We start from the raw sequence: 16,050 nt of genomic DNA, 5'->3' as shown, positions 1-16,050 counted from the left end.
TTCCTACCTTCTTCACCTTTATATCCCCTGTTTTTTATTTTTCTGTCTTACGGCATGCACTCGGTTAACTCCCAGGCGCTGCGGTAGGAATTTATACTTTCTACGTACGTAAGAAACGCAGCATAGTATGGATGCTGGCTCAAAGTTGCGCTATCGCCCACAATTACAAGCTTTTTCTTGGCGCGTGTCATGGCTACGTTCATGCGCCTGATATCGGCCAGGAAGCCAATTTCGCCGCTGTCGTTGCTGCGCGTCATGCTGATGTAGATGATGTCCCGTTCCTGCCCCTGGAAACTATCTACCGTACCAACTGACAACAGTCGCTTTTGCTTTAGCTCATGCAGATCCGGCATATGCTCCACGCGGTCCTGCAGGTAATTGATTTGCGCGCGATAAGGCGCTATTACCCCGATGCGCAAAGGGTCTGCATCTTCCGCTGAAGGAGCATAGTCCTTCAGAAGCAGCGACAGGTGGTTGAGCATCAGGTTTGCTTCATCAGGGTTGGCAGAACTGGAGCTTTCCGGCGTTTCCACCTCGTTATACCCACAGCCAGCTGTATCCACAAATTCTACGGCAAGTCCGGGCGCAAATTGTGGGTCAAACTGGTTCAGATCGCTGTTCCTAACGCTTTCATGCGCCTCCAGTTCTCCATTGTAAAACTGCTGATTCGAGAACTCCATGATGTTGTGGTGCATGCGGTACTGCGTTTTCAGCATCACCGATACCTCCGGCTGGCGTTCAATGCATTTTTCAAACAGGGTCTTGCCCAGTCCCCCTTTCTCGGCCTCAAAGGATTTTACCGTGGGAGGTAACTGGCAATGGTCACCTGCTAATACTACCCGCTTCGCTCGGCTAATCGGAATCCAGCAGGCCGGCTCCAGCGCCTGTGCAGCCTCATCTATAAAGACAGTGTCGTACTCCAGGTGGCGTATGGCTCTGTTGGCTGCGCCAACCAGCGTACACGTTATCACCTGCACATTGTTCAGGAGGTCTTCTGTGATGTATTCTTCCACGCGGTCTGCCTCATCCAGTAAACGCTTGCTTTCAGCTTTGAAGAACTGGCGCTGCGCCCGCTCTTCATGGCCAAACTTGCGCTTGAACTGGTACGCCATTCGCTTATACTCTTCTGCCGTCTTACGATAATCCTTCAGGCTTTTGTATGAACGGTGCTCCATTATCTGGGCATCCAAAGTGTGCTCCAGTAACACATCCGATACCCGCGAAGGATTACCTATACGAATGACGTTCACGCCTTCCAGCGCCAGTTTTTCTGTAAGCAAATCCACAGCGGTATTGGAAGGCGCCGTTACAAGCAGGCGCTGCTGTGTCTCCAGCGTTTTTAAAATAGCCTGCACAAGCGTCGTCGTTTTACCCGTACCCGGAGGGCCATGGATAATGGCTACATCCTTTGCCTGCATGATTTTCCGCACTGCTTCATTCTGCGATGGATTTAGCGAAGGTATGTCTTCCGTTTGCACATCCGTGAACTGTGGTGGCGTATCACCTAAAAGAATATCCCGAAGCTCCGCGTGGCGCGTCTTATAAGCTTCAATCGTCTTCTTCATGGCGATTTCCATCTCACGGTAGCTCATCTCATCAAAGGTGAGATCGATACCAAGGCGGCCATCGTCAATCCAATCAGGCAAATCTTCTTTATTTGTAGCCAGCAGCACCTTGTTTCGCCTTAAACCAACAATAACACCGTTCAGGTTCTGGCGCTCCCCGTAATTACTGAAAATGGCCGCTGATTTACCTGTCTGGAAAAGATGCAGCTGGTCGCGGTCTTTCGTGCGTTCCAGCTCCAGCACCACCTTATTGCCAAAGCCAATTTCCTCTTTTGTTATCGTTACCGGGTACCAGCAAAATCCCATGGCCTTGCGTTCAGCAATAGTACTTTTGAGGCTTTTTATTTTATATTGCTGGCGATCCTCTTCCTGTTCTATCTTCAGCAGTTCCTGTACCTGCTTCAGTTCATATAATATTTCGCTCATGTATATCAAAAAAGAAAGGCTGGCGTTTATGCTCCAGCCTTTCGGAATTTAATTTTTCTAAAAGACCCAGGCGATTTAAATTGATTTGCCCGGGCTGCACCACATTCATATGCAGCAGGTATAGAACAAAATTTATACTTCTAAAAATTCCTGTTGAGTAGATAAATCTGATGAAAGCCTACTGTTCACCGGCATCTAATCTGCTGTTTTATTTTGCTGCTTTCTTCTTACGTACTTTTGTAGTGGAACGGTTGAGCCGCACCTGCAGAAACACAGCATAAAGAAGCAGAACAAAGGAAGCTCCTGCCAGTACCGTTATCACTTTATCTTTGCCATAGCGCAACTCAGAAGACTCTGCCACCTGTACTTCAAGGTCTTTTATCACGCGCTCGCGCTTCTTGATGTTAGATTGCAGCGTTTTAATCTGACCCTGTAATTCAGCTATCTGTGCACTGACTATGCGCTGGTCCTGTACAGTTATCTTGCCTTCACGCTGAATCTCTACCGTACTTTCTGCTACCTTCCGGATGCTTGCTTCCTTGATAGCACCAATTAGTTCTGAATCGGTGTTGATGATTTTCTTAAGTGTCTCGATGATGCTAAGGAGGTCCTTTTTTGATTTTTTACCCCAGAAATTACTGTTCTGCTGGTTGTAGAACTGATATTCCAGCACCAGCTGCTCCCTTTCACTCATCAGTTCAGTCAGCTTGTCCTGCTCCTGGGCCTGTGCACCTGCAAACCAGAGGCAGAGTGCGGCCATTGCCAATATTTTTTTCATCATCGCTCCTGACATTTCTCACAAATAAGACGCAAATATGGCTAGCTTATTGGATAAGCGCCAATTTATTTTTGTGGAGCCTTGTAAAAAAGCAGTATAAGCACAGGCAAAAGATAGAGGTCTGCAATAACAGCAAACACAAGCGTCAGGCTCACGAAAAGCCCTACATAGAAGGTAGCATCAAAAGTAGAGACAACCAGCGTCAGGAAGCCAGCAGACAATATGCAGGAGGTAATAATAATCGCTTTGCCCGCAGAGATAAAGGTTCTTTTAATAGCATAAGGCAAAGACTTTCCAGCCATCAGCTCCAGCTTGAGCTTGCTCAGAAAGTGAATCGTATCATCCACGGCTATACCAAAGGCTATGGTGAAAATGATGGAGATGGATACGTTTAGGTTGATGCCTAAAAAGCCAATGAGCCCTCCAATCATCAGCAAAGGAATTATATTGGGCACCAGCGAGATTAGTACCATACGCAGGGAGCGGAAAATCAATCCTACTATAATGGCTATTACCCCAAAAGCAATGAGAAGCCCCTGCATCATGTTTTTAGTTACATATTCATTATTCTTGTCCAGGAGTATGGAGCTGCCGGTCAGGCGGGTGCTTAAAAGCTCGCTGTTTATCTTCTGCTCCATGAAGCTGCGAAGGGAGTCGTTCAATACAGTGGCTGCTGCACTGCCAATATCGGTCATCTTCCCGGACAAGCGTCCTTCCCTGGCATCTTCCGTTACGACACCACGTAACTCGCTCCGGCCCTGGAAAGCCTGCAACCGCCGCTTAATAGTCTGCATTTCCCGCTTGCTTTCCGGTAGCATATAGTACTCTTGCAGTCCGCCGTTTTGAGCCCTGTTGATAGTTTTTACAACAGTGGCGGGCGAAGTCACAAAGTTAAGGCCATAGGTGTTATTCAGATACTGCTCCAGTTCCTCTACTTCCTGCAGCACTTCCAAATCATACATGCTACGTCCTTCTGCAGCTATCAGGTGCAACTCAAATGGCCGCACACCGGAGAACTTCTGCTCAAAGTACTGGAAATCCTGCAGGATAGGATCATCATCCCCTAAATCCTCTAAAAAAGTAGTATCTACCTTCACCTGGGTAATACCTATCAGGCTAATGACAACAATGGCTGCGCTGGTTGAAAGAATCCCCTTTGGGTGCACCAGCACAAAGCGCAACATGCGGCGCAACAGCATAGGCCATGAAAAACTGAACCTGTTTTCCGGCACCGGCTTGGGCTTCTTCATCAGAAGAAGCATAGCCGGAAGCAAAGTAAAGGCTAGTACAAAAGCCAGGAAAATGGCAATGGCAGTATAAAGGCCAAAGTCTCGGATAGGCACAATGGCAGTGGTCAGTAGGGTCAGGAAACCGATAGCCGTAGTGAGCGACGTCAGAAAAGTAGCCAGGCCCACCTCTTTGACAGTAATTTTGAGCGCCGGCACTTTCTCCAGACCATGTCCTATTTCGGTGAGGTACCTGGAAAATATGTGAATGACATCCGACATACCCACAACAAACAAAATGGTGGGCAAAAGCATCGTCATCACATCCAGCGGCTTATTAAATAAGCCCATTACGCCCATCGCCCAGAGCACGGACAGCAGCACCACAATCAGCGGCACAATGACGCCCCAGCCGGTCCTGAAGGTGATCCAGAGGAACAGGATAACGAGCAGGATTGAGGCTGACATAAAGATAGCCAGCTCAATCTTCATCTTCTCCACAAACACCGATTGCGCCAGCGCCTTACCGGCAACATGGTTTTGGTCTAGCCCCAGTTGCTCCAGTTTATAGTACAGCGAAGTCATCAATGTGTCGCTGGCTCCTTTACCCAAATCATCTGCTGTCTGCATGAACAGGGAAACAGCGGTGGCATCTTCAGAAAACAAAGTGCCAACTAATTCTTTGGAATTATAGATGTTGATGGAATCCTGCTCATAACGGTCCGGCTCATCTACGTGCAGGTATGGAATCTCAAAGAAGCCGAACTGCTCGATCACCGGGCTTTTCACGGTAGTGGGAGAGAGCACCGCCTCCACGTTTGGCTGCCGCTGCATAAAAGCAGTTAAGCTGTCCACCCGCGTCAGAAAATCATGATCAAAGATGCTAGGTTCATTATCCAGTCCTATCAGCAGGTAGTCATTGTCGTTGCCGAACTTGTCCCGAAAGCTGAAGTAATAGGCTAGATCCGGATCTCTTTTCGGGAAGAAGTTGTCGAAGTTATAGTCGAAGCGGAGGCGGGTAGCGAAGTAAATGCTGCATGCTGTCAGGATGGCTATCAGCAGCAGGGTATATAGGCTTAATCTTTTGTAGTTCAACTTTATATAGGCGCTTTACCTGTGCGTTTTCTATTTGCAAAGATACAACTACAGGCTGTTCTTTTTGTTTAGGTAAATCAGGTAAAATGAGCTTTGCCTTTCGCCATGATATTTCTGTGGTGGATTCAGCTATGCATTTAAACAAATCATCCTATCTTTAACATCAGACATAAAATAAACATACGATATAAAGATGAAGCAGTATTTAGACTTGATGCAGCACATCCTGGAAAATGGGGTGAAGAAAGAAGACAGGACCGGAACGGGCACACTGAGCGTATTTGGCTACCAGATGCGCTTTAACCTGGCGGATGGTTTCCCGATGGTGACGACGAAGAAGGTGCACCTGAAGTCTATCCTCCACGAGCTGCTCTGGTTTCTGAAAGGAGATACAAACATCCAGTACCTCAAAGAAAACGGCGTAAGCATTTGGGATGAATGGGCAGATGAGAATGGTGACTTAGGCCCGGTTTACGGCTCGCAGTGGCGCAGTTGGCCAACACCGGATGGCCGCCACATCGACCAGATAACAAAGGTGGTTAACCAGTTGAAGAACAACCCGGATTCCCGACGCATCATTGTGAGTGCCTGGAATGTAGCTGAAATCGAAAACATGAAGCTGCCCCCTTGCCACGCTTTTTATCAATTTTATGTAGCCGAAGGTAAGCTGTCGTGCCAGCTTTACCAGCGCTCTGCCGATGTTTTCCTGGGAGTGCCCTTTAACATAGCCTCTTATGCACTACTAGTCCTGATGATGGCACAGGTGACAGGCCTGCAGCCGGGAGAGTTTATCTGGACAGGCGGCGATACGCACCTTTACCTGAACCACCTGGAGCAAGCGCAGCTGCAACTAACCCGTGAGCCGCGTGAACTGCCTACCATGAGGCTAAACCCGGAGGTGAAGGATATTTTCGACTTTACTTACGCCGATTTTGAGCTGGTGAATTATAATCCGCATCCTGCCATTAAAGCGCCTGTGGCAGTATAAAACCAGCAAATCATATTTCTTTGGTTAGTTTAACTTGTGAGGGTTTGTGCTGTATGATAGTCAAAATCAAAGATGTATTCAAAACCATAGGAACCCCCAGTATCACCTATGTAAGCAGGAACGATGGCGAGTATGAAAGACTGCTGGCTGACTACCTGGATGTGTCTGGTAAGCTGTGCCTGATTACGGGTCCGTCTAAAACCGGAAAGTCTACGCTGTACCAGAAAGTCCTGGCCGATATACACAAGGTGCCACTGATCGTGCGCTGCGATGACCAGATGGCAACAGATGATGTCTGGAGGAAAGCATTGGAAGATGTGAATTTCGACCGGATTACAACAACAGCAGCTTCTGAGGATGTACAATTAACCGGCAGTACAAAAGTGGGTGGCGCTATGGGATGGGCCTGGCTCGCTAACCTGATAGGCGAGGTGAGTCTGGGTATTTCAGATAAAGTGAGCGAGAGTGTTGCCCGGGAAAAAATTATCTCAAAACCTTCTCCGAAGCACCTCATCCCGGTGCTGAAGAACCTGCCATACATCCTGGTGATTGAGGATTTCCATTATCTGAAAGATGAGGTAAAGAAAAGTCTTTTTCAGCAGTGGAAAGCCTTTGTAGACGAAGAAGTATCAGTGATTGCGTTGGGTACGACTCACCATGCTGTTGACCTAGCCTATTCCAACAAAGACCTGGTAGGTAGAATTGCCCATATAGAAGTAGGCACCTGGCTTACCAAAGACATAGAGCAAATCATCACCAGTGGTTTCGGCTACCTGAACGTTCCTATACAAAAGCGGCTGGTCGAGTTCATTGCCACGGAGTGTGTGGGACTGCCCATCATCACCCAAAGCTGTTGCCTCCGCATGTTTTTTGATAAAAAGATTTCCGAGATCGACATTAGTAAGGGAGCGCCAAAACCCGTTTTTTCTATCGACGATTTATCTACCTCACTTTACAATGTGGCGCACACGGATTTCAGTGTGTTCAAAGATATTTATGATGTTATTATCAGGGGATTTCGGAAAGGTGGCCAAAAGTATAACTCTTATGAGTTGCTGCTGCTATTATTCACCCTTGACCCAATAACGTTTAAGCTTCAGCGGCATGAGATAGATGAGCGGCTGGCGCAACTCAGCCTGAAGTTTACCACGCCTCCCGCCACCTCCATTAACAGTACCTTGGGAGTGCTCAGCAAACTCCAGAATAAGTATGCCTTCGAGCTGTTGGAGTGGAGCCAGAAGCTAAAAACACTTTATATTCTGGAGCCGTCCTTCCTGTTTTACCTAAGGTGGAAAGAGGAACGTAAGGTGACAGAATCTTTTAATACCGACAGGATTGAAAGGATTTACCAGATTATTTTCAAAGATATGCCTACTAAGTTTCCAACCATTCGGGTAAAAACCTGACAGCAGTGGTCAAACCACGCTCACTAACATTGCGTCCTAAAGATCGTTGCTGCTTATGTGGGTTATACCATCTTTTTACTCTAGGTATAATAAATAAGCTTCTTCATGACAAAGAAATAAAGCTTGTTATCAAAAGCTTGAGTTTCCAAAACTAAATATCTCTTCGCTATCAAATAAGAAAGACTATGAAATTAAAAAGTATTCTGGCAACTCTTTTCGCTTTCGCTCTACTGCAGGCAAATGCACAGCAGCGTAATACACCAGACCAGGTGAAAACCAATAAAGGCGAGCTTACTATACAGCCAGTTCAGCACGGCACGCTCGTGTTGAACTGGGACAATAAAACCATATATGTTGATCCAACAGGCGGAGCAGAGGCTTTTACAGGAGTTGCCAAGCCTGATTTGATCCTGATTACGGATATTCATGGCGACCATTTAAGCAAGGAAACGCTGGATGCGCTGCAAACAGAAGGTGCCGTGATGGTAGTGCCGCAGGCGGTAGCAGATCAGTTGCCGGAGAAGTATAAGGGGCAGCTGAAGATTATAGGAAATGGCGAAAGCATTACAGCGTTAGACATACCTATAACGGCCGTACCAATGTACAACCTTCCGGAAAGCGCTGATTCCAGGCATGTAAAGGGCAGGGGAAATGGCTATGTCCTGAACTTCGGTGGAAAGAACGTCTACCTTTCAGGCGATACAGAAGGAATTCCCGAAATGCGGGCGCTGAAGAACATAGATGTTGCCTTTGTCTCCATGAACCTGCCCTACACCATGGATGTAGACCAGGCAGCTGATGCTGTGCTGTATTTCAAACCAAAAATTGTGTACCCATATCACTACCGTGGCCAGGGTGGCTTAAGCGATGTAGAATCGTTTAAGAATCAGGTGAACGCGAAGAACAAGCAGGTAGAGGTGAGGCTGAAAGACTGGTATCCGAAGCAGTAGTTACACCTAAAGTATAAAAGCAGAAAGGACAGAAAACCTCATAAAGTTGCTTTCTGTCCTTTCTGCTTTTATGTTTCCTTACCAGCTAAGGGGCACTTTATTGCCTGTTCTGGCCGCTTCGTAAATGGCCATCAGAATTTTTACGTCCCGCATACCCATCTCACCCGGCACTCTTGTTTCTTCGTTCTGCATAAAGCTCTGCGCCTGCCCATCCATCTGGAGGGCCTGCTGGTTTACCTGCGGATAATCCATGTCGCCCTCGCTTGTTTTGCCATCTATGCCAGAATAACCGTAGGCAGGTTGTAACTCCCACCAGCCCTTTTCTGCTTCGCCTCTCAGCCTGCCGGCGCTCTCGTTGTAACTGCTACGGCACTCTGCCACTGCTCCATTGGCAAAGTGCATCTGCCAGATAATGGTTTGTTCTACCTCATCAAAAACCTCTGGCCTCGTTACTTCCCCAAATTTAGCTGTTATGGCCACAGGCGGCTCTCCCATAGTATACACAGCGCCCTGCACGCAGTAAATACCCATATCCATCAGAGGACCTCCGCCGGCAAGTTGCTTGTCCAGCCGCCACACATCCGGGTTACCAATTACGAAGCTATTAGCGGTCTCTATTTTTTTGACAGGACCGAACACCTGTTGCTGGCCAAGTTCCATTACACGCAGGTTGTGAGGCTCCCAGTGTAGGCGGTAACCGATGGAAAGACCAACATTGTTCTTATTACAGGCGTCAATCATACGCTGGCAGTCTTCTACAGAGGTGGCCATAGGCTTTTCGCAGATAACGTGCTTCCCCGCATTAGCAGCACGTATGGTATACTCCGCGTGCATGCCGTTCGGCAGCACCACGTAAATAATATCTATATCCGGGTTATCTTTTATTTGGTCGAAATTTTCGTAGTTGTAGACGTTCTTATCCGGAATGTTGTACTTCGCTTTCCATTCCTCAGCCTTCGAAGGTGTTCCTGTTACAATACCGGCCAGGTAGCAGTTTTCAGTTTCCTGCAAAGCGGGTGCCAACTGGTTTGTGCTATACCCACCAAGCCCGACAAGTGCTATGCCCATCTTTTTCTTTTCTGCACCACCTTGGTTAGCCTCCTCTGGCTGCTCCTGGTTACCGGAGTTGCCCGACTGACATGCATTCAGTGAGAGCATTGGTAAACCAAAAGCAGTGGTGCCTAATGCCAGGGAAAAACCTCTTATAAACTTTCTGCGGTTGTTCGAACTGGGGATGTCGTTGTTATTCATGAGTATGGGAGCTAGTTGAAATCGATGTCTTCAAATTATAAGGAAAACACCGCAAAAGGTTGAGCTGAAAAAGAAGAAGGAAAGTATACTACAGATGAGGCAGCATCCAAAACATAAATGATTTGTATAACTCCTTCGTTCTACCGAGTGAAATTAAAAGTTTTTAGCTAATCCTATAAGTTACCTTACACATGCTGTTCAGGAAGCTAACTTTTCTTATCAGCCAAAAATTATTATATTTATAAATGAGCATTTTAAAGTTTAGGCATTCTGTATACCTGTATTTTCTAATACATGCTGTAAGGTGCTGACATACATTTTAATTATTAAACGTTATCTAACAAAGCCAATGCTACTGGCTTATTTTTGAAACCCTTATGTTCCATTTATTTAAATAAGATGATAAAACGAACCTTGTTAATTGCATTTTGTACTTTCTTCATTTGCTTTACTATACTGGCCCAGTCCGGTACAAACAGGATGAACCCGAAGGAGTTGAACCTGACCTGGGAAGTAGTAGAGGAGGGGTACCAGAATAAAAACCAGACGCTTTCAGCGATCACCCTCAAGAACACAGGCAAAGATCCACTGCCGGCAAATGGCTGGAGCCTGTACTTCCATGCTTCCCCTTCTTTTAAAGCCAATGAGGTGAATGCTCCAGTCAAAATAGAGCATGTCAACGGCGATCTGCTCCGCATGGTGCCTACTGCCAGCTTCAGCAGCCTTGCTGCGGGTGCCTCTAAACGCATTGAATTAGTTTCCGGCGGGCAGATGATAAATGAATCAAGAGCACCGGAAGGCTTCTACCTAGTTTGGAGTGATAATCCTGCAAAAGGATATGCCATAGGCGAATCAGTAAACAAGAAGCCGTCTGTGAATAAAATTGGGTGGATAGAGCCAGCTGAAATTTATGAGCAGAACAAAGTAATCAAAGATATCCCGGTAGAAAAGCTTACGAAGGTGTTTCCAACGCCGGCCCAATACACTGAAACAGGGCAGAACTTCTCTTTAACTGCTGCTGTACCTGTTATTACTGACAACGCTTTCAGCCGTGAAGCAAATTTACTGGCTGATTACCTTTCTACTGTTTTCGGGCAGAAGCCTGCCGTTAAGACTTCAGGCACAGGAAAAGCCATCCGGCTTCAGAAAAAGCAGGGATTGGGAGAAGAAGCATACGAGCTCCAGGTGACACCGCAGGAGGTAGTGATTTCCGCTTCAACGCCTGCCGGTATTTTTTATGGTACACAGTCGCTGAAGACGCTGATACCGCCTTCAGCACTGGCTACAAAACAAAGTTCTGTGACCCTGACAGGTGTTAATGTAAAAGATGAACCTCGCTTCGGGCACAGGGCGTTTATGTTGGATGTTGGGCGTAATTTTCAGACAAAGGAGGAGGTGCTGAAGGTGCTGGACCTGATGGCGCTTTATAAACTGAATGTACTGCACTTTCACCTAAACGAAGATGAAGGCTGGCGCCTGGAAATACCGGCACTTCCTGAACTGACGCAAGTCGGCAGTAAGCGCGGCCATACGTTGGATGATAAGAAAAACCTGCAGCCTTCTTATGCTTCAGGGCCAGACGTAGATGCCACAAGCGGCAGCGGCTACTATACAAAGGACGATTTTGTGGAGATACTGAAGTATGCAGATGACCGCCATATTAAGGTGATCCCTGAAATAGAAACACCTGGTCATGCCCGTGCTGCTATTAAATCGATGGATGCGCGCTATGAGCGACTGATGAAAGAAGGAAAAAAGGAAGAGGCTGAAAAATACCTGCTCCGTGACCTGAACGATAAATCAGTTTACCGCTCAGTGCAGAACTTCAATGACAATGTGATGGATGTTTCATTGCCATCCACCTATGCCTTCCTGGAGAAAGTGACAGACGAGATTCTGGCGATGTACAAAGAGGCTGGTGCGCCTATCAAAACCATACACTTTGGTGGGGATGAAGTGCCACCAGGGGTTTGGGAGAAGTCGCCGTCAGTGCAGAAGCTGATAGCCACCAACCCCAAAGTAAAGAACACCGATGACCTTTGGTACTACTACTTCGGGAAAGTAAACGATATGCTGAAGGAGCGTAATCTGTACCTGTCAGGTTGGGAGGAGATTGGCATGAGAAAGGTCACACAGAATGGTAAGACCACTTATATTGCTAACCCTGATTTTGCGAATGAAAACTTTCATGCTGATGTCTGGAACAACCTGGGCAGCAACATAGACTTGGCTTACAGGCTAGCCAATGCCGGCTATAAAGTGGTGCTAACGAACGTCACCAACATGTACCTTGACCTGGCTTATCAGAAAGCATATGAGGAGCCTGGTTTAAACTGGGGCGGTTATCTGGATGTAGATAAGCCTTTCTACTTCATCCCATATGATTATATGAAGAACATGAAGGTGGATACGGAGAACAATCCTATTAAGCCGGGTGCATTTGCTGGTAAGGAGCGCTTAACGGAGGCAGGAAAGAAAAATATCGTGGGCCTGCAGGCGCCTCTGTGGACGGAACATATCAGAACCCCGGAGCGACTAGAGTACATGCTGCTGCCTAAGCTACTGGGATTAGTAGAAAGAGCCTGGGCACCAGACCCAGTTTGGGCAACAGAAACAGATGCCAAGAAAGGTGAGACAGCTTATAACCAGGCATGGTCGGAGTTCGTGAATATTCTAGGTAAGCGGGAGTTGCCACGCCTGAACCATTATGCCGGAGGCTTCAACTACCGCATTCCAACTGCAGGAGCAAAGGTGGAGAACAGGAAGGTTGTAGCCAATGTACAGCTGCCAGGTATGGAAGTGCGGTACACGACCAATGGATCAGAGCCAACCAAAAGCAGCAAGCTGTACACGGGTCCAATTGCTGAAAAAGGTACCATCAAGCTAACAGTTTTCGATTCTACAGGCAGAGCAGGCAGAGTCACAACGGTAGAAAATAAGTAGTCTATACAGTCGATACCATTCTGATAGTCAGCAGTTGATAAATACCAATGGCGAGTAGCACTTGTTCCAGGCACGGGAGGCGTCTTTGATGTGCGACTGGATGGCGAGTTGGTTTACTCCCGAAAGGAGCAAGGCCGCTTCCCAGAATCAAAAGAGCTGAAGCAGTTGATTCGGGATCGGATAGCGCCGGAAAGGCCGTTAGGTCACAGTGACAGAAAGTGAAACAATTTGGTTTTTAGGCAGTTTAGTGAGTTTAGCTGATTAAACAAAAAAGGCGGAGACTTTGATAGTCTCCGCCTTTTTTATGATAATGATTTGTCTATTTCTATAGGCCTCTAGAGGTGTCTCCGTCAGTGCGGCGACGTCTGATTTCATCGTCACTTAGGTTACTGTCACCATCTGTGCGACGGCGTCTAAGTTCATCGTCACTAAGATTACTGTCACTGTCTGTGCGACGGTTTCTAAGTTCAGTTTCACTAAGCTTTTCGATGTCTACATCCGTTTTGCGAACAGTATCACGGATAGCTTCATCGTGCTCTTCCACATCCATACCTATGTTTACTTCTTCCACCACACGGGCTTCTTTGTCAACCATAGGTATTTCAGCATGTTCTGTCATTTCTATTTCTCCTTCTTTAAAGGAATTTAAGTCACCTGGTGTAGCAGCACGGTTAACAGGGTTACGCTCAACATGCACATGCTCCTCACGCAGGCGCAGATGTTCTTCAATAGGACGTTCTATAACCCTGCTGCGCACACGCACACCACCTGTTTCTATAGTACGCTTCCCAATGTGCATTTCTTCTTCAATCACCGGAATAGAGGTTCCATTGCCGGTAGTATCTGTTCTAGTTGTATCTGTTCTGGTAGTATCCGTTGCAGTTGCTCCGGCTGTATACCCTGTTGAACGCTCGTCAAGATTTACGGCGCCATACTCATCAAGTATATCTGCAGCCCTATCGGCTTCCTGTGCTGATTTAGCATGTACCGTTACTATTGCTCCTGTGCGGGCATAACTGGAGTAACGGTCAGAACGATCATCATCGCTACCAAAAAGGTTTCTGAAGAAAGAACCTATGCTATCATCATCCTTATCCTTATCCCTTCCGGTACCATCTGTTCCGGAAGTATTAGGTGCAATATCTATGTTACTTCTGTCAAAGCCGCCGCTAACTAAATGTTGTAAGGCTGTTTGTGCTTCCTGTGAGGTGTCAAAAACCCCTACTACTGTATGTGACATGGTTCTATTCTTAAGTTAAAAAAATGTTTTCATAGGGAACGCCAGCAGGTGCAGGCAGTTCTCAATATTAGATTAGTTAAAATTGTATGATGATTCATACGCACAGGTTCTGGTATAGTTTGGAAATAAAATATTTACTAAAAAACTGAATATAGCAATTATAGTAAGGAAATAAAGGTTATGTTCCAGATTTTGTTTGTTTTAACATATATTACTAAAATTCAACTTCTAATGAATTCTCATAGTTTAACAAATAATACACAGGCAGGCTTATCAGATAGTAATTAAATTGTATTCTATACCCATACATGAGCCTACTTCCAAGTACTTATTTTGACTCGAATTACCGCGTCTAAGACTTTTACCAGGAAGAAGTATCGCTATGAAAAAAAACATGATAGGGTATAAAGAAAAGAGCCGCTCCTTTAAAGGATGCAGCTCTTTTCTTTACTATAAAATTGAATCTGTTAAGGATTTGTAGACCAAAGGCCGGCTTCCTTAATGAAGACACGCCGGTTAAGCTTTAACTGTCCTATGATGAACTCTGCCAAATCCTCCGGGTGCATCACCCGCTCAGGGTCTCCGCTGATCAAATTGTTGTTCTGTGCTAAATCTGTTACAACTGTGCTTGGCGTAAGGGCGCTAACGCGGATGTTATGTTTGCGAACTTCCTGCATCAAAGACTCTGATAGGCCCATTACGGCAAATTTTGAGGCACTATAGGCACTTGTAACGGCCGAGCCTTTTTGTCCTGCTGTAGAAGAAATATTGATGATATCTCCAGTAGCGCGCGCTATCATATCAGGCAATACAGCACGGGTGGTATAATAAACGCCCATCAGATTTACCTGTATGTTTTTCTCCCATTCTGCAGGCTCTAGTTCCAAAAACTTACCGAAGGTGGCAGTGCCGGCATTATTTATCAGGATATCGATAGTGCCTAATTCCTGTTTTACCTGCGCCACTGCGCTGTTCACTGCTGCAATACTGGCTACATCGGCCGTCACCACAGCTGCTTTCACACCTGCAGCGGTCACTTCGTTGGCAACTTCTTCTAACTGGCTTTCGGTGCGGGCAAGCAACCCTACAAGTACTCCTTCTTTGGCTAAAGCCACAGCTATTGCCCTGCCTATGCCTTTACCAGCTCCGGTTACAAGGGCTACTTTTCCTGCTAATGATTCCATAATATAGTATTTTTGAAAAATAAATGTTTGTAGCTACAAATATACGGAGATAAAAAGGAATAGATATTGAAGACACAGGGGGTAAAAAAGAATGGAGCTTTATCCCAGAATCTTCCTAATGTCGTTGGCTTTAGCCATCATTGCCTTTGTCAGCTCTTCATCCTGCGCATCAATTGCCTCTTTAAACTGCTGCAGTTGCGCAATATAGCCGGCCAGTGCCTCCGATACATTTTCACGGTTCTGGGTGAAGATGGGCCCCCACATCTGTGGGGAGCTTTTGGCCAGGCGTACAGTAGAAGAGAAACCGCTTCCCGCCATATCAAAGATGTTCTTTTGGTTTTTCTCTTTATCCAGCACCGTTAAGCCGAGGGCAAAAGAGCTGATGTGGCTCAGGTGGGAGACATAGGCAAAATGGAGATCGTGTTCAGCGGCCGGCATATAGCGTAGCGGCATGGTGAGGGAATGGCAAAGCGCTTCGACAAGGGCAAGGGAGGCCGGACGAGATTTTTCCTTTTCACAGATGATCATGGTTTTGCCATGGAGCAAAGAAGCAAAGGCGGCCTCAGGACCCGAATACTCTGTCCCGGCAATAGGGTGCGTTGCTACAAACTGATTTCTCTTTGGATGCGCTGCCACGGCTTCACAGAGTTGCTGCTTGGTAGAACCAAAGTCAATGATAGTGGCGTTCGCAGGCAGTTTGTCCAGTACAGCAGGCAGTTGGTGCAGTATAACATTAACCGGTGTGGCCAGCACCACCAGATCAGCGCGCATTACAGCTTCTTCCAGGGAAAGTATTTTATCAGCAATTCCTCTGTTATAAGCTTGCCTGGCGTGTAAGGGATTACTATCTACACCTAATATAGTAACAGGAGTTTTCCTGGCTTTTAAACCTAAGGCAAAAGAGCCACCTAATAGGCCAAGTCCGATGACGCAAACAATCATGCTGATAGGGAATGAGGCAAAGCATTCAGTAAAGTAAGCACTTAATTGTTTGCCGT

11 protein-coding genes and 1 pseudogene are annotated in these 16,050 nt (G+C 46.5%); 5 read left to right on the top strand and 7 right to left on the bottom strand.

Features of this window, described 5'->3' with window-relative positions; all coding sequences use genetic code 11:
- Positions 1 to 47: 47 nt before the first annotated feature.
- The 3 genes from ACFS7Z_RS01840 to ACFS7Z_RS01830 all read right to left on the bottom strand — a co-directional run bounded on the left by ACFS7Z_RS01840 (position 48) and on the right by ACFS7Z_RS01830 (position 5,090).
- Complete coding sequence (locus ACFS7Z_RS01840; protein ID WP_377479991.1) at positions 48 to 1,991, bottom strand: AAA domain-containing protein; 1,944 nt, start codon at positions 1,989 to 1,991, stop codon at positions 48 to 50.
- 208 nt (positions 1,992 to 2,199) lie between these two features.
- A complete protein-coding gene (locus tag ACFS7Z_RS01835) occupies positions 2,200 to 2,772 on the bottom strand; it encodes a hypothetical protein (RefSeq protein ID WP_377479988.1) in 573 nt (190 codons plus the stop codon).
- A 62-nt stretch (positions 2,773 to 2,834) separates the two neighbouring features.
- Positions 2,835 to 5,090: an efflux RND transporter permease subunit gene (locus ACFS7Z_RS01830; RefSeq protein WP_377479985.1), complete on the bottom strand. Its 2,256-nt coding sequence runs from the start codon at positions 5,088 to 5,090 to the stop codon at positions 2,835 to 2,837.
- Positions 5,091 to 5,283: 193 nt separating this feature from the next.
- On the opposite strand from ACFS7Z_RS01830, the gene ACFS7Z_RS01825 reads away from it, so the two are divergent.
- The 3 genes from ACFS7Z_RS01825 to ACFS7Z_RS01815 all read left to right on the top strand — a co-directional run bounded on the left by ACFS7Z_RS01825 (position 5,284) and on the right by ACFS7Z_RS01815 (position 8,434).
- Positions 5,284 to 6,078 (top strand): thymidylate synthase, encoded by a 795-nt coding sequence (locus tag ACFS7Z_RS01825; RefSeq protein WP_377479982.1) that lies wholly within the window; start codon positions 5,284 to 5,286, stop codon positions 6,076 to 6,078.
- Positions 6,079 to 6,131: 53 nt separating this feature from the next.
- Positions 6,132 to 7,484 carry a hypothetical protein gene (locus tag ACFS7Z_RS01820; RefSeq protein ID WP_377479979.1) on the top strand — a complete coding sequence of 451 codons (1,353 nt, stop codon included), beginning with the start codon at positions 6,132 to 6,134 and terminating at the stop codon, positions 7,482 to 7,484.
- A gap of 185 nt (positions 7,485 to 7,669) precedes the next feature.
- Entirely contained in the window at positions 7,670 to 8,434 is a 765-nt protein-coding gene (locus ACFS7Z_RS01815) for an MBL fold metallo-hydrolase (protein ID WP_377479976.1), read from the top strand.
- Positions 8,435 to 8,512: 78 nt separating this feature from the next.
- Here ACFS7Z_RS01815 and ACFS7Z_RS01810 read toward each other — a convergent pair whose 3' ends face one another.
- The gene (locus tag ACFS7Z_RS01810) at positions 8,513 to 9,685 is read right to left on the bottom strand and encodes a Gfo/Idh/MocA family protein (RefSeq protein ID WP_377479973.1); all 1,173 of its coding nucleotides are present in this window, start codon (positions 9,683 to 9,685) and stop codon (positions 8,513 to 8,515) included.
- A 399-nt stretch (positions 9,686 to 10,084) separates the two neighbouring features.
- On the opposite strand from ACFS7Z_RS01810, the gene ACFS7Z_RS01805 reads away from it, so the two are divergent.
- On the top strand, positions 10,085 to 12,628 hold the full coding sequence (locus ACFS7Z_RS01805; RefSeq protein WP_377479970.1) for a family 20 glycosylhydrolase: 2,544 nt from the start codon (positions 10,085 to 10,087) through the stop codon (positions 12,626 to 12,628).
- 63 nt (positions 12,629 to 12,691) lie between these two features.
- Positions 12,692 to 12,850 (top strand): annotated as a pseudogene (locus ACFS7Z_RS01800) (SelT/SelW/SelH family protein); the annotation flags it as partial.
- A gap of 103 nt (positions 12,851 to 12,953) precedes the next feature.
- On the opposite strand, the gene ACFS7Z_RS01795 reads toward ACFS7Z_RS01800, so the two are convergent.
- The 3 genes from ACFS7Z_RS01795 to ACFS7Z_RS01785 all read right to left on the bottom strand — a co-directional run bounded on the left by ACFS7Z_RS01795 (position 12,954) and on the right by ACFS7Z_RS01785 (position 15,994).
- Positions 12,954 to 13,868 (bottom strand): YsnF/AvaK domain-containing protein, encoded by a 915-nt coding sequence (locus ACFS7Z_RS01795; RefSeq protein WP_377479968.1) that lies wholly within the window; start codon positions 13,866 to 13,868, stop codon positions 12,954 to 12,956.
- Positions 13,869 to 14,335: 467 nt separating this feature from the next.
- Positions 14,336 to 15,052 carry a 3-ketoacyl-ACP reductase gene (locus tag ACFS7Z_RS01790; RefSeq protein ID WP_377479964.1) on the bottom strand — a complete coding sequence of 239 codons (717 nt, stop codon included), beginning with the start codon at positions 15,050 to 15,052 and terminating at the stop codon, positions 14,336 to 14,338.
- A 99-nt stretch (positions 15,053 to 15,151) separates the two neighbouring features.
- A complete protein-coding gene (locus tag ACFS7Z_RS01785) occupies positions 15,152 to 15,994 on the bottom strand; it encodes a prephenate dehydrogenase (RefSeq protein WP_377479961.1) in 843 nt (280 codons plus the stop codon).
- Positions 15,995 to 16,050: the final 56 nt, after the last annotated feature.

This window comes from Pontibacter toksunensis (assembly GCF_042686245.1).
Lineage (GTDB): Bacteria > Bacteroidota > Bacteroidia > Cytophagales > Hymenobacteraceae > Pontibacter > Pontibacter toksunensis.
Note: the sequence above shows the minus strand (reverse complement) of the source record. Positions and strands in the feature narration are given on the sequence as shown.

Bases quoted from the DNA above. Each gene is read 5' to 3' on its own strand.
- ACFS7Z_RS01840 (WP_377479991.1), bottom strand. From the start codon at position 1,991: ATGAGCGAAATATTATATGAACTGAAGCAGGTACAGGAACTGCTGAAG.
- ACFS7Z_RS01835 (WP_377479988.1), bottom strand. From the start codon at position 2,772: ATGATGAAAAAAATATTGGCAATGGCCGCACTCTGCCTCTGGTTTGCA.
- ACFS7Z_RS01825 (WP_377479982.1), top strand. From the start codon at position 5,284: ATGAAGCAGTATTTAGACTTGATGCAGCACATCCTGGAAAATGGGGTG.
- ACFS7Z_RS01820 (WP_377479979.1), top strand. From the start codon at position 6,132: ATGATAGTCAAAATCAAAGATGTATTCAAAACCATAGGAACCCCCAGT.
- ACFS7Z_RS01815 (WP_377479976.1), top strand. From the start codon at position 7,670: ATGAAATTAAAAAGTATTCTGGCAACTCTTTTCGCTTTCGCTCTACTG.
- ACFS7Z_RS01810 (WP_377479973.1), bottom strand. From the start codon at position 9,685: ATGAATAACAACGACATCCCCAGTTCGAACAACCGCAGAAAGTTTATA.
- ACFS7Z_RS01805 (WP_377479970.1), top strand. From the start codon at position 10,085: ATGATAAAACGAACCTTGTTAATTGCATTTTGTACTTTCTTCATTTGC.
- ACFS7Z_RS01795 (WP_377479968.1), bottom strand. From the start codon at position 13,868: ATGTCACATACAGTAGTAGGGGTTTTTGACACCTCACAGGAAGCACAA.
- ACFS7Z_RS01790 (WP_377479964.1), bottom strand. From the start codon at position 15,052: ATGGAATCATTAGCAGGAAAAGTAGCCCTTGTAACCGGAGCTGGTAAA.
- ACFS7Z_RS01785 (WP_377479961.1), bottom strand. From the start codon at position 15,994: ATGATTGTTTGCGTCATCGGACTTGGCCTATTAGGTGGCTCTTTTGCC.